Source organism: Candidatus Marifrigoribacter sp. Uisw_064 (assembly GCF_047730175.1).
In the GTDB taxonomy this organism is placed as follows: domain Bacteria; phylum Bacteroidota; class Bacteroidia; order Flavobacteriales; family Flavobacteriaceae; genus Marifrigoribacter.
In genome coordinates this window covers 144,758-158,981 of sequence record NZ_CP159833.1, presented here as the reverse complement: position 1 = coordinate 158,981, position 14,224 = coordinate 144,758, and the positions used below count along the sequence as shown (strand labels likewise).

Sequence of the window (14,224 nt, the reverse complement as noted above, 5' to 3'; positions counted from 1 at the left end):
TACTAAGATTAATTCTAGAAACTATCTAGGCATTTTTGTGATACCTTATTCTGAAACTTTTTAATTTAATCAGTTGTTCGTATTATACGATATGCTATTACTTATAATTTGTACGTTTGTTTATTATGAAGAAGAATGAAAATGGAACTAAAAAAGTAATGAAACCTTGGCCAACTAAAGAAGCTATGGAACAGGTGTATACAATGAAACTTTGGGGGGATAACAAATCTCATTTTTATTCAGGGGTTGGATCACATCATCCAGAGATAATAGATCCATATATAACTATTTTGAGATCATTTCTAAGCTCTTTTAAAGCACCTCTTGTGGTATCTGATTTAGGGTGTGGAGATTTTAATGTTGGAAAAGAATTGGTGAAGCATACTAAGAAATATGTAGCTGTAGATATAGTAGCAGATCTTATTGATTATAATAAATCAACATTTAAAGAAGAAAATTTAGAATTCCATTGTTTGGATATCGCAGTAGATCAATTGCCTTCTGGCGATTGTGCTTTATTAAGACAAGTGCTCCAGCATCTATCGAATACTGAAGTACAAAGTATCCTGAATAAGTTAACTGATTTTAAATATGTTATTCTAACAGAACATATCCCTGAAGGAGATTTTACGCCTAATAAAGAGATTATTTCTGGACAAGGAACGAGACTAAAAAAACAAAGTGGATTAAACTTAGTAGCCCCACCATTTAATTTTAAGGTAAAAGAAGAAAAACAATTACTATCTGTTAATTTAAATAATGGCAAAGGGCTTATTGTAACTACGTTGTATGAAGTTTAATACAAGTAATCAATTAGCTAACTAATAACCTTAGGCGTTGTTAACTTCTGAGTTTTCAAGTATATCTCCAAGTTGACAATCTAATGCATCACAAACAGCATTTAGAGTGCTAAACCTTATCGCTTTTACTTTTCCAGTTTTTAGTTTGGATAAATTTGCTAATGAGATATTTACAGTTTCCGATAATTCGTTAAGTGACATTTTACGTTTTGCCATCATAACAACCATGTTTACGATAATTGCCATAGCTTATACAGTTTCTTCTAGTTCCTCTTGATACTCAACCCCTTTTGAAAAAATAGTTGCAATTACTTGTAGCCATTGTTGTGTAGCGTTTTATTCAATTAATTCGTTTTTGATTTTCTGATTTATTCTAGTCAAATCTTTTGCAAATTGAAATTTGTCTTTTGGTGAAATTATTACCTCATTAAATTCTCCATATTTTAATTCAATTCGGTCAAATGATGGTGCAGGTGATGATATTATACTTTTGGTTTTAGTTATTACTCTTATTTCATTAATGTCAATCGGTTTAAATGAAAATAACCCACATTTAATTTTCAGTTTATCATTGTCAATCGTGTATTCTGTTTTTAAAAATAGATGTGCAATGAAAGCAAAGATTAATGTAAGAATCGCCAAAAATCCAATCGATTTCACATTAAATCTTCCATTAATTAAACTAGGAACTAATGGTCCATAAAACACCAAGAACATAAAAGTCAGTAGTCCATAAGAAACTTTCGATGGATATTTTTTTGTCATAGAATTTTCTTTTTCTCGTTTTAGTTTAAATGCTACACAACGTTGTTGTGTATAGTTAGTTGCGTGGATAAGCACGTAATTTAATAAATAAAAACCTACTTAAAAAATCCGCGAGGATTTTCGTAAGTAGGCGACAACTAGCCATTAATTATACACGGTGTTGTGCAACGTATTTTATTCTTTTATTTATTTTTTCTTTTTGTCATTTGCTTTCTTATAAATTTTACCCAAAAATTCCAACTACTTGACTTTTGGTCTCCAGAAAAATTATTCTCAATTTTGTCAAATCCATCTTCAATCAAAGCGTTATGTAATGAGTGTATTGCAAAAGACCAAATTAATGTTCCTTTTCCTTTGGTAGTCATCTCAATCGTGTGCTTGATTTCCGTTTTTTGTTTATCCAATTCCTTTATCTCGAATTTATGAATTCCATTAAACCCTTTTGGTTTTGAAAAACGAAATTGAATAATTTCATTCGGATTATATTTCTCAACTGAATACCTTATCGGTCCGTGTCCACCTTTCGCTCCAACCTTAATTCCATCTTTAAATTTCATTTCTGGCCATTTCTCTTTTGGCCAAATTCTGTCGTTTTCGGTTGATAATGTTTTCAATAATTCCGCAATTTTACTTTTCGGTTGATTTAATGTTCTTTGATGGATATTAAGTACTTTCAATTTATTCAGTTTTTAATGTAAATACGGATTTTTCTATATGTTGCACAACGTTGTTGTATATGGTTTGTTGCGTGTTTCAAGCAACTAATTTAGTAAATAATTACCGACCAAGAAAGTCCGCGAGGACTTTCGTAAGTAAGCTAGAATTAGCAATAAATTATATACCGTGTTGTGCGTTCGTACTTCTAATTTAATTTGGGCCATAAATATTTGTAGCACCAATTCTTATTATTTTAAACGATATTACTTCTCACTTTTTAATGATTCGTATACCGACTTTCTAATTCCTTTATGAATTACCTCTTCAAAAACTTGTTCTCTAGTCATAAATATACCGAATAGATTATTTTCTGGATCAATCCAAAAATGAGTATTATGATAACCAGGCCATCCAAAGACACCTTTTGGTGAATTTGTTCCGTCAATATCGGGGTGTTTTAAAACAAAAAGACCAAAACCTTGATCAAAACCATCGTCATAAGGGTTTAATGAATAAGACTTTGTCATCATATCGATACTTTTTTGTGATATAATTTTTTGCTCTTTAAATGTTCCTCCATTTAATAACATCTGGCAAAAATTTGAAAAGTCATTTAATGTAGAAACCAAACCCTCACCACCAAAATATGCTTTATTGTTAATGTCATAGCTAAGCTCGTCTTGATCATTCGTAAAACCCTTCATAGTTTCATTGTTAATATACAATGGTTGAAAATTTTCTCTGTCACTTTCTGTTAAATGAAATTTTGTTTGATCCATGTTAAGGGGATCAAAAATCTCATATTTTAAAAATTCATAAAAATTTTTGTTTGATACAACTTCCGCTACTCTTCCAAGTATTGCCATATTAATACCATATTCGTATTTTAGACCAGGCTCAAACTCTACCGGTTGATTTGCAACATCAGAAGCAAAGTCTTTTAGATTATCATATTTTAAAGTATTTATGAATAATCTTGGATTTCCGTAATATGTGTATCCAGATCTATGTGTCATTAAATGAAATAAGGTTAAATCTTTCTTGCATTTGTAAATTCCGTCATCTCCTTTACATTTAAGATTTTCAAATTCTGGAATATATTTAGAGACTTTATCTTCAAAATTAATAAGCCCTCTTTCATGCAGTATCATCATTGCTACAATGGTAATGGGTTTTGACGAAGACCATAATGGAAATATAGAATTTTTGTCAATTGCTTTTCCGTGCGGATTATTGGTGTTTTCTATATGATGGTATCGTACCTCGCCATCTTTAAAAACGAGAGCAACATTACTTCCAGTAATTTCATCTTCAATAAGATTTTTCTGGAATGTTTCTATTTTTTCAAACTGTGAATACACATTGCAAATAGATGCAAAGAAAAAGAATATTATTATTTTTTTCATAATGATGTTTATTTGTTGCCTATTTTCGATAGTTCTCGGCTTTCCCATTTTTATATTATTGATTTTCCCGTATAACGCACAACGTTCAGTGTATGGTGTCGTAGCATCCCGAAGGGTGCTATGCACTATACACATTGTTGTATGCCGTTTTAATTATTTTCAACTATTTGTATTTCCTTATCTGTTAATTTATAAAGCTCATAAACCATTTGGTCTATTTCAGCATCTGTTTTATCAATTTCAACTTTTAGGGTTTGTGCTTCTGCTTTTTTGGTTTCAAAAACATCCATCCACTCCATTTCATCTGTTTTGGTAAGCTTTTCCCCTCCTACTTTTTTAATGGCTTTATTCAATTCTTTTATAAATTCTCCAAACTCTAACTCGTACCATTTTTGGAGTTTTTTCTGGAGTACTATTTCACAAAATTGTGAGGTTAGGTATTTTATATATGAATTGTTTATTGTCTCAAACTTTTCATTTAAACTTATTATAACATCAATTTTATCTAAAAATTCAATTGGTATTGTAGCAATAATTGGCACCTGATTTAAGACATTAGATGAGTATGAAAAATACCCGCCAGCTTTGACAGGCGCTAATCTTTGTAAGAAAAACTTAATTAAAGATGAATTTAACAATGCCATAAGGCCAGTGAGCGGGTAATTATTTTCAGCCGTAATGGCAAAAACTCTAGCACAACTAAATCCACTACCAGTAGTGTCAATGGAAAATTTATGTCCTTTTACTTCACCTGGGCTAACAATTTTAGGACGATTAAAAATTGTCTTTCTTCCGAATCTAGTTAAAGCATACCAATCTTTTCTATCAGCAAAAGTTTTTCTTGAATCCTTTCTTTGTTGAAGTCTTTCTTTATGCTGATTTAAATAGGCAAAAGCATTAGGATATTCATTTATTAACTCCTCCTCACTTAATACTACAGTTTTATCACCCACTTCTTTATATGGGTATAAAACATATTTACTTGGGCTAGCTTTGCCGTATTTTATTGGGTCAGCCGCTCTAATTATTGGTAGTAGAAGTTCTTTTTCAATAGGTAAAGATGTAATCTCGTCTGGATTGAACATTAATAATTCATCTAAACCAGTAAAAAGCCCAGCCCATGCATTTCCAATTTCACCTAATGTTTTAAAATTAGATAGTTTATTTAATAAATTACTTTCATTTTTAGAAACTAATTGCCAAGTCGAATCATCAATTGATTTAATTTCAATTTCAATAAAACTATTATAGTCTCCGGTCTTCGCTACCTCAATATTATTTATCTTTTTATACAGAAAATCCTTAGGCAAACCTTTAGATAAATTGTAAATACTTACATAAGTCAAAGCATCATCAAAAATTGGTAAGTCACCAAAATCTATTATTTTCTGAATTGTCAATTTTTCAACTATAAATTTTCTAATATTCTTCCCATACTCCGCATTTTGAAATTGATTAGAGGTTATGAAAGCAAGTATTCCTCCATCTTTTAATATTTTTTCCGCTTGCTCAAAAAATATGATTGATATATCAACCCTTTTAAAAGCTGTAATTTTATTTTTTTTATACCAATCAATTTCTTCATGTTCTAGCTCTTGAACTCTTACATATGGCGGATTTCCAATAACAACATCAAATCCACCTTTAGCAAATATCTCTTTAAACTCTTCTTCCCATTTAAAAGCTTTATCTCCTGCAACAGATTTACTGTCAATTAAAGAATTACCACATTTTATGTTGCTACTTAAATTGTTAAGTTTTCTTCGTGGTTGTGCTGTACGTAACCATAAAGAGAGTTTGGCTATTTCTACGGATTCTTCGTTTAAGTCAACACCAAAAATATTGTTCTCTAATACAGTATTTTCAATATCCGGAAACACAAAACCACCACCTAATAAGTTGGTTTGTAATTCACTAATATACTGGTGTTCTTTTATTAAAAAATCTAAGGCTTGGTTTAAGAAAGCACCTGAACCACAAGCGGGGTCTAAAATGGTTATTTGTAATAACCAATCTCTGTAAGCTTCAGAATTGTCCATCAACTCTTTTAACTTCGCTTTAGTTCGTCCTTTTCTACTTTTAAAGTATTCTTCCTCTATAACTCCTAATTCTGTTTTCTTTTCAGTACAAAGCTTCCCAACGGTATTGTCTACTATGTATTTGGTTATGTATTTTGGTGTATAAAAAACACCATCTTTTTTTCGTTTACTGGTTTGTTTGTCAAAATCTCCTCCTTCAATTTCTGCATTTACACTTTCAATTTCGTTGAGTGAATTTTCAAAAATGTGACCCAGTATGTTCACATCTACTTGGCTTTCAAAATCGTAGGCTTGTAAAGCATTGGTATGTTTAGCTAATAATTCATCACTAATTATTAAACTGTCTAAAACAGGGTCAGGTTTAAACAAACCTCCGTTATAGGCAAATATTTCAGCAGTTTTATCTGTTCCTTTTCGCCCTGTATCTAAATAGTTAAAGTATTTTTTGTATCGGCTATACAAAGGCACTACTTCATCTAACTCTTTTAGCTTATCCCATTGCTCTAATATCTTAACGGTAGAGTTTGGTGGCAATAAACCCCTATCTTCTGCAAAAAAGATAAACAGAAAACGGTCAATCAGTTTTTGTGATTTCTTAAATAAGTTGTGCTTAATATTTTTGTTCGCTCTTTCAGCATCTTCAATATTTAATTCAGCACGAAAGACCTCATTTTTCATATTGAGCTTTACCAAATCTCTAAATAACTCTCTTTTAAAGGTAGAATAGTCTTTATAAAATTGCTTGGTAATTGCTTCTTCCTCTTGTACCGAAGCTTCTTTTATCTTTAAAGGGACATTATTAAGTAAGTTCTCTTGGGCTAAACACAAGTAAAGCAGTTCAAAACGTTCTTGATTGATGGTAAACAAATCAAACTCTTCAAAATCAACAGCATTGTTAATGTAAAAACGAATCTTCTCAAAATTGGAAGTAATTACATAAACACAACCTGTTTGGTTTGCTTTATAATCAAAGGCTTGTTGTCTTACTTTTTCTAAGTCTTTAGTATTTGTACCCTTTAACTCAATTACACCTAATGCTTCATTGTCTTTAAGAATTGCTCCATCAGCTTTTCTGCTGTTTTTTTCATTCTTATACTCTGCTACCAAATTGAAATTGGCATTTGGTTTCATAGTGTAACCCAAAATCTTAGAAAACAACTCAGTTAGAAAAATACCTTGGTATTCTTCCTCTTTACTCGAGCGAATATTCTCTTGTATTTTAGGATCGTGAAAGTATTTAGCAAACTTTTTAAATGCTTTTGAAACAGCTTCGCTGTCTTGTTGCTTTAGGTATTTCTTAAGTACTGAGTTTTGGTATAATGGCATTTATTTTTTCTAATTTATTTCAGTTTCCAGTAATGGCATACAACGAGTTTGTATATGAAAAGTAGGGCTTGGCGCAGCGTGCGGCTTGAAGCGGCGAAACCTAGACTTATCTTCTTTCCTCAAAATAAATTGAGCCGCGTGCGAATCAGCAAGGCAAGCGAGTTCAGATTTATCAGAAACCAAGATAGTTAATTAATTGGATGAAACTTTCTATTATCTAAAATCTCGCCCTATTTTTTATATACTTTGTTGTAAAACGTTTTTATTCGCACTTATTTGATTCCGAATGATATTTAATAGGATTACGATTTGCATACTCTTTTCCAATTATGGATTTGCAAAATTTATCCTTGTCCATTTTTATAATTATTTCTAAATACTCAATAAAGTCCTCTGCGTATTCTCCGTCCGCGAAACTTATCAGTTTTAAACTCGGTAAATAAAATTCATTATTTTTTTCAGAAGTTACTTCAACAAATATCAGTCGAGTAGTGTCATAGAAAAAGTTAGTTTTTCCTAGTTTGTGGTTAGGTCCAGTTGTTGCATAATATATTCCGAATTCAGCATAATTTCCAGGGACTAATCTTATTAAAAAAGATTTAGGGATTTCTTTTTCCTCTAAATAAAATTCAGATACAGTATTTAAATTTTTCTCATATACAGTTTCATTAAGAGTTACCAATTCGGTCGAATTTCCCAAAGTCAGAAACGAAATGAATATCAAAACGGATACTGTTAAAATTTTACTCATAGGTTTTTTTAAAATGTTTTACAACGGTTAGTGTATGAAACGTAGCGTGTAAAAAGACGCTAACTTTTCGGATTAACACAGAGCCGAATTTTTATGTTTTGTTTTTATCTTTTCTATTTTAAAAGCCAAATTTAAAAATTTGGCGGTCTTCGAAAATACACATAAACCTCTCGAAAAGCCCTTAATAGCTATGTTTTATACACGTTGTTATGTGCAGGCTTTATTCTTCGTTCGTTCCGAAATCTAATTTGATTTGCTTTTTCTCTTCGATTATTTCTTTTCCTCTTTTTGTTATAATTGTTGTTTCGCCTTCAAATACATTAGTTACATCAAAAACATTTATTTCGGTTATTTTAATATTTCCTTCATCATCCATTTCCTTTTCAAATTCCAACAAACATTTAATTGATGTTCCGTTTTGAAAACTTACCTCACGGTTTAAGACTGAATTTTTGAAATCCGAATCTAATAGATTGAAACTAATTGCTTTTGTATCATAATATCCTCTCCATTTTATTTTTCCGCTTTTGAGAACGGGTGAAACTATTTCAATATTAGCGTCTTCAACAAACTCTGAATCAATTTTTACTTTATGAACGATGAATTTATTAAAATCCTCTCGCGAAACTTTTTTCTCTTTTGATAGAGGAACATTGTTTTCATCTAATTCAGTTGTAGAAATCTGTTCAATTTTATTTTCTTTTAATAAGTTAGAATAGAAATTTGAGCGATGAAATTTAATTTTATCAGTATTTGATATTAGGACTGTTAAATTCTCAATAATTATTGTGCTTTCATCTTCTGAAATATCCTCTTTTTCTAAGTCTCTCTTTAGTTTTTTAATATTAAGTTGAGACTCCTCTAATTGGGATTTTTCAAGTTCTGGGTTCTTAGTTAATTGGTCGGAAATAATATTTGTTAAAACACCAGAAAAGATAACTCCGACAACAGCCAGTATTTTGGTAATTTGCTTTTTAGTCTTTTTCTTTTTCAGGATTTTAATGAACTCCTTAATTCCGCCTTCGGTTAAGGCTTCAATTTCGAAACTCAAATCGAGTTCCAAAATATCAGAAATCTCTTTAAAAACCTTTAATAGTTCAGCTTCTGCTTTATTCTTGACAAAGGCGTCCATTGAATGGCTTTTGTCCGATAAGTAATAATGTAATTCAAGTTTTTCCATTTATTTACTTCAAAGAATAATTTTTATCTCAATTACGGATGTTGCTTTAGCTTGCACATAACGGTTTGTGTATGAAACGTAGCGTGTAAAAAGACGCTTACTTTTCGGATTAACACAGAGCCGAATTTTTATATTTTGTTTTTAACTTATCAATCTTAAAAGCCAAATTTAAAAATTTGGCGGTCTTTGAAAATAAGTACGAACCTTTCGATTTAACACTTATTAGCTATGTTTTATACACGTTGTTACCCACAGTATTTTCCACACTATTTTCTGTCAAACAACACGTAGGTTTTTCCAATTCTGTCGTGCAATGACCTTTGAGTTTTAGTTTGGTCTGTCAACAAAACAATTAAATCAACTACAATTATTAAAAAACTCAAGTTACTTATCCAACTTTGAATAGGATATTCAATTGCCAAACCTTGAGCAAAATCAAAAATTTGAGAATATTCCGCAAGATTTGGGTTGTTAAAGGCAAAATAATAAATGGGAACGAAAAATATCGCAGGAAAAATTAGAATTATACTTCGTAAAAGAGATTGTTTAAAATCAATTTGGTTATAGTTTTGGTCAGTAACTTTAAGTTTGAGAGCCATTTTCCCGAAAGTTGCTCCGTATTTACTTTCCATATATGGTTTGTATAAAATTGCAACTATTGCGATTGGTAGGTAAATCAGAAAACTTTTGAAATTCGAAATGTTGATTGCATTAATAATCAAAGTAGATGCTCCAACAATAATTCCGTCAAGAATATAAGCTCCAGCTCTGCTCCAAAATGTGGCATATTCGACCTGTTTTTCTACTTGATTCTCTTTGTCTATTATTTCGGTCATAGTTTTTTTAATATTGTGGGTAACTTGTTATATCGTTATGTTTATACTCGTTTATCGGCTTGTGTTACTAGATATACATACTTTTTGTGCATTTTTATCTAATAAAAATCCCCACACCGTTCGCCAAAGGCAAATAGGAGTGGGGATAGAGGGTAAATGTACTAAAAATAGTGGTAGGTCTTTTATTTTTTTATCTTTTTTGCATTGACCAAAAAAGAAACAAAAAAGTCTAGCCTGCAGAAAACACTTCTAAATAGTTTGTTTGCGACCTAAATTTTAAAAACTTATCCTCCTTTGTCGGATTTCAAACAGTTTAAAATTTTACGGTCTCTTCACTTCCTATTTCACGAATTGTTTTATGAGGGCAGGGAAAGCTTCCTTTTAAAAAAAAAACGCTTAGGTTTTAGTTTGTAACACTTGCTTTAAAGTCTCCACTTGGGTTGTTAACTGTTTGTTTTCTTCTTGCAGGGTGTTAATGAGTTCATCTTTTTCAGTCCTATTATATTTTAATTCAGCTATAAAATGAGAAGTATTAATCATCAGGTTTTTGCTTACACATAACGTGTTATAGTATCAATTTCATTAACGTTATCCCGAAACGGAAATAATGAAAATTTGTTGAGAGCAACCCAAAGATAAAAAAAAAGCAGGCAAAATGCCCGCTTTTTAAATTCTATAAATTTGCTTTTCTAATGCTCCGCAATCATTAACTGGTATAAAGGCGAATTTGCTTTGCTTTCAGAAATCTCTTCAAACTGAATATTGTTTCTTGGTTGTGGCATTGGACTTGGAAATATTTCATTTAAAGCGGCTGCTAATAAAGGTTCATTCACATCGCCCAAGACTCCTAAATTGCTATAATTTTCTTCCACAACAACATCGGGTGTCAATCCGTCAACATAATCGGTAAATCCTGCTGCATTCACTGTTTTAAATACCAAAGGGAGCATTGCGTAGGTATGTCCGGTATTGGCTTCATTTCTAGAAAAATAGGGTGCCGGTGCATCATACAGTAAAAAGGAAGCTTGAAATTTTCCTGTAGTAACATCACCTACTTGTATTACATTGATATAAGGGTTTAATCCATTTATCACCAACTCACTCGCAGAAGCAGAACGCTGCGAAGTAAGAACATATACTCGTGTTAAATTAAGGCTGTTAATTTGATCACCATTGTCAATGGTCGTATTAAATAGTTTGTCTTCTGCATATACTGCTTGTCGGTCTTCATTCCATCGTTCACTTATAAACAACTCATTGTTAAACTGACCCGTTATCATTGTCGCTAAATCGATAGCTGTGTCTACAGATCCACCACCATTATAACGCAGGTCTAAAATTAAATCGCTTACATTATCAGCTTGAAACTGTGAAAAAGCAGCATTTAATTGTGGATCAAAATTTCGGGTAAATGCATTGTACATTAAATAGCCCACTTTTTGTCCTTGTACGGTCAATGTTTGTGAAATATGCACTGGGTTTTCAGTAATCTGAGATTTTGTAAGGTCAATACTTTCTCCTGTTGGCGTAATCGTAATGTCATCGAAATCAGCTAAACCAATAGAATAAGTGTCTGGGCTTAATAAGTCACTAAAATTGTTTTCATTAATTTGTTGTCCGTCGATTGCATTAAAAATCATCCCTCTTGCAACTCCTTTGTTGCTTGCATCTGAATTTGGCAGTACATAACGCACATAGCCAAACACATTTCCACTTCCGTCAGGGTAGAACACTAAACCGAACTCCATACCGTTATTTAAGGTGACTCCATTTAAAGCATTTTCAAGTGCTACATAGTCATCAACTAATATGCTAAAACGATCTTGTGGAGATTTTAAATAATCAAACAACTCTTCTGGACTATTTTTAGAAACTAGAAAAGCATTTAAGTCGTTTTGATTTGCAAAAGCATCGTTGGATAATTCATCGGTGTCTGCTTTATATAAATAGAAAAAATTAAGACCTCTGTAGATAAAATTCTGGATATCTAATACAGAGGCAGTTTGTATTTCATCGTCGTTATCTTTGAAACAAGAAGTAAATAAGATAGCAACTAATAAAATAAATAAGACTGATTTCTTTTTCATAAGAAAGGGTATATTTCGTTTAGTTTTGTAAACTCCTAAATTAGGGACATTATTGCTGAAACCAAAAAAGAATTCCACTTTTATGAAAATGAAAAGAGCACCCTAAAACGTTGATCATTTAAGGAAATGACAAATAACGAACCTGCCTGCGGCAGGCAGGCAGCATGCCCGTACTGAGCCTGTCGAAGTCTGACCATTAAAAAATATTTATATTGACATATGAAATGTAACAAAAATATAACTAGCTCGTCATAAAGGAGAAGAACATAAATATTGCAACGCTAACCATGGAGCAGAAAGAATTTTTAGATATCATATTACCTGTAAAGGATAAGCTGTTTAGGCTTGCCAGAAGGATCTTGGTATCAACTGATGAAGCGGAAGATGCAGTACAAGAAGTGTTTTTGAAATTATGGAAGGGAAAGGACAACATGGAGAAATATAAAAATCCTGAAGCCTTTGCGATGACAATGACAAAAAATTATTGCTTAGATCGATTAAAGTCAAAACAAGCATCCAATTTAAAAATTGTACATAATAATTTTCATCACACAGATAATATAGAGAGAACTATAGAAGGAAATGAAGGAGTAGAAATGGTTTTAAAACTAATGGAAACCCTTCCTGAAAAACAAAGAATGATTATGCAGTTGAGAGATGTCGAACAATTTGAATATACTGAAATATCAGAAATGCTTGAAATAAATGAAACCGCAATAAGAGTTGGTTTATCAAGAGCAAGAAAAACAATAAGAGAACAATTAATTAAACAATACAATTATGGAATTAGCTAACATAGAATCTTTGTTAGAAGATTATTTTGAAGGAAACACCACCTTAGAGCAAGAAACGATTCTACGTACCTATTTTGCAAACGAAGAAGTTGCTGATCATTTAGCACCGTATAAAAATTTATTTGCAGGGCTTTCCGTAGCAAAACAAGAAGTGTCTCAACGAGCGTTGAAACTACCTGAAACCACAGGAAACACAAGAGGAATGTGGTACAGTATAGCGGCATCAGCAGCAATAGTAATTGTTGTGGCTGGATTTATGTTCTCTAGTCCAGGAATTTCGCAAGGTGAAAAAGATGCCTTAATGGCGTTAAATAAAACAAAAGAAACAATGCTACTATTTTCTGATAATTTAAATAAAGGAACAGAACCTATGTTTTTACTTTCTGAAAACTTTACAAAAGGAACCGATGCACTCCTTGCAATCAATGAAATAACACTAACCGCAGAAAAATTATTAAAATAATAAACATTAATCAAAAATTTAAAATTTAAAGAAATGAAAAAAGTAATTCTATTAATCGCCTTATTAGTCACTCCATTTTTAATGAGTGCGCAAGATGCCTTCGATGTATTCGAAGATGAAAATGACGTAACCTCAGTGGTCGTTACTAAAAACATGTTTAAATTGTTAGGTAAGATGGATTTAAACTCCACCGATCCTGAAGCAAAAGAATACCTTGAACTAGTAAATAACTTAGATAATATCAAAATATTTACTACCGAAAACCCAAGTGTAGCGACACGTATGGATGCTTCAGTTAAAAGTTATGTAGCTAGCTCTAAAGGTCTTTCAGAACTAATGAGAGTGAAAGATGATGGTAAGAACATTAAATTCTATTCAAAAGAAGGAAGTGATGAAAACCATGTAAAAGAATTATTGATGCACCTTACAGGAAACATTGATGGTAAAGAACGAACGGTTATCATGAGTATTACGGGTAACATTGATCTTAAAAAAATCTCTAAACTTACCAAAGACCTTAATATGCCAGGTAGTGATGAGTTGAAAAACCTTGAAAACAATAAAAAATCATAATTATGATACTTACAAGATATATCATAGGACTTGGCCTAGCAGCACTCACCTTGTTTAGCTGTAGCAACGAGAAATCTTTACAAAAGTATTTAGTTGAAAAACAAGAAGATGATACTTTTCTAAAAATAGATATAGCGACCAGTTTATTGCAAGCTAAGGGAAATAGCCTATCTCAAGAAGAGAAAGATATTTTAGAAACAGTTAAGAAAATAAATGTAGTCGCTTTTCCTATAAAAGAAGGGAATGATGCAAATTATGATGCCAATAAAAAAGAAATTAATGACATCATGAAGCAAGATAAATACAAAACCTTAATGAAATACGGTTCCAATAATAAAGGAGCTACATTAAAGTATTTAGGCGAAGAAGATGCGATAGATGAAATTATTGTCTTAGCGAGTGATGCTGAAAAAGGTTTTGCAGTAATTAGATTGTTAGGTGACAATATGAGACCCGATCAAATGTTGAAATTAATGAACTCAATAGATAATGGAGATATTGATGTCACTAAATTAAGCACCATAGGAGAATTGTTTAAAATGTAAAC

The 14,224-nt window shown here is 31.5% G+C and carries 15 protein-coding genes; 5 read left to right on the top strand and 10 right to left on the bottom strand.

The features are described from left to right. The first annotated feature begins 125 nt into the window (after positions 1-125). Entirely contained in the window at positions 126-800 is a 675-nt protein-coding gene (locus ABXT64_RS00720) for a methyltransferase domain-containing protein (RefSeq protein ID WP_443633476.1), read from the top strand. 30 nt (positions 801-830) lie between these two features. Here the strand turns inward: ABXT64_RS00720 and ABXT64_RS00715 are convergent, their stop codons facing one another. From ABXT64_RS00715 to ABXT64_RS00670, 10 genes are all read right to left on the bottom strand, one after another. After that, on the bottom strand, positions 831-1,046 hold the full coding sequence (locus ABXT64_RS00715) for a helix-turn-helix domain-containing protein (RefSeq protein ID WP_443633475.1): 216 nt from the start codon (positions 1,044-1,046) through the stop codon (positions 831-833). 90 nt (positions 1,047-1,136) lie between these two features. Beyond that, the gene (locus tag ABXT64_RS00710) at positions 1,137-1,565 is read right to left on the bottom strand and encodes a PH domain-containing protein (protein WP_443633474.1); all 429 of its coding nucleotides are present in this window, start codon (positions 1,563-1,565) and stop codon (positions 1,137-1,139) included. 182 nt (positions 1,566-1,747) lie between these two features. Further along, complete coding sequence (locus ABXT64_RS00705; protein ID WP_443633473.1) at positions 1,748-2,242, bottom strand: hypothetical protein; 495 nt, start codon at positions 2,240-2,242, stop codon at positions 1,748-1,750. Positions 2,243-2,485: 243 nt separating this feature from the next. After that, positions 2,486-3,628, bottom strand: coding sequence for a serine hydrolase domain-containing protein (locus ABXT64_RS00700; RefSeq protein ID WP_443633472.1), 1,143 nt, complete (start codon positions 3,626-3,628; stop codon positions 2,486-2,488). Between the two features lie 149 nt (positions 3,629-3,777). Further along, entirely contained in the window at positions 3,778-6,993 is a 3,216-nt protein-coding gene (locus tag ABXT64_RS00695) for an Eco57I restriction-modification methylase domain-containing protein (RefSeq protein ID WP_443633471.1), read from the bottom strand. A 262-nt stretch (positions 6,994-7,255) separates the two neighbouring features. After that, positions 7,256-7,744 (bottom strand): hypothetical protein, encoded by a 489-nt coding sequence (locus ABXT64_RS00690; protein WP_443633470.1) that lies wholly within the window; start codon positions 7,742-7,744, stop codon positions 7,256-7,258. A gap of 220 nt (positions 7,745-7,964) precedes the next feature. Then, complete coding sequence (locus ABXT64_RS00685) at positions 7,965-8,924, bottom strand: hypothetical protein (RefSeq protein WP_443633469.1); 960 nt, start codon at positions 8,922-8,924, stop codon at positions 7,965-7,967. 266 nt (positions 8,925-9,190) lie between these two features. Beyond that, positions 9,191-9,760 carry an RDD family protein gene (locus ABXT64_RS00680; RefSeq protein WP_443633468.1) on the bottom strand — a complete coding sequence of 190 codons (570 nt, stop codon included), beginning with the start codon at positions 9,758-9,760 and terminating at the stop codon, positions 9,191-9,193. 396 nt (positions 9,761-10,156) lie between these two features. After that, positions 10,157-10,300 (bottom strand): hypothetical protein, encoded by a 144-nt coding sequence (locus ABXT64_RS00675; protein ID WP_443633467.1) that lies wholly within the window; start codon positions 10,298-10,300, stop codon positions 10,157-10,159. Positions 10,301-10,449: 149 nt separating this feature from the next. Beyond that, a complete protein-coding gene (locus tag ABXT64_RS00670) occupies positions 10,450-11,847 on the bottom strand; it encodes a S41 family peptidase (RefSeq protein ID WP_443633466.1) in 1,398 nt (465 codons plus the stop codon). Positions 11,848-12,134: 287 nt separating this feature from the next. Between ABXT64_RS00670 and ABXT64_RS00665 the strand changes: the two genes are divergently transcribed. From ABXT64_RS00665 to ABXT64_RS00650, 4 genes are read left to right on the top strand one after another with little or no spacing between them, the layout of a single operon-like run. Beyond that, entirely contained in the window at positions 12,135-12,641 is a 507-nt protein-coding gene (locus tag ABXT64_RS00665) for an RNA polymerase sigma factor (protein WP_443633465.1), read from the top strand. Next, positions 12,628-13,104, top strand: a complete 477-nt coding sequence (locus ABXT64_RS00660; protein ID WP_443633464.1) for a hypothetical protein — start codon at positions 12,628-12,630, stop codon at positions 13,102-13,104. The genes ABXT64_RS00665 and ABXT64_RS00660 overlap by 14 nt, the downstream gene beginning before the upstream one ends. A gap of 33 nt (positions 13,105-13,137) precedes the next feature. Then, positions 13,138-13,677, top strand: coding sequence for a DUF4252 domain-containing protein (locus ABXT64_RS00655; RefSeq protein WP_443633463.1), 540 nt, complete (start codon positions 13,138-13,140; stop codon positions 13,675-13,677). 2 nt (positions 13,678-13,679) lie between these two features. After that, positions 13,680-14,222: a DUF4252 domain-containing protein gene (locus ABXT64_RS00650; protein ID WP_443633462.1), complete on the top strand. Its 543-nt coding sequence runs from the start codon at positions 13,680-13,682 to the stop codon at positions 14,220-14,222. The last annotated feature ends 2 nt before the right edge of the window (positions 14,223-14,224 follow it).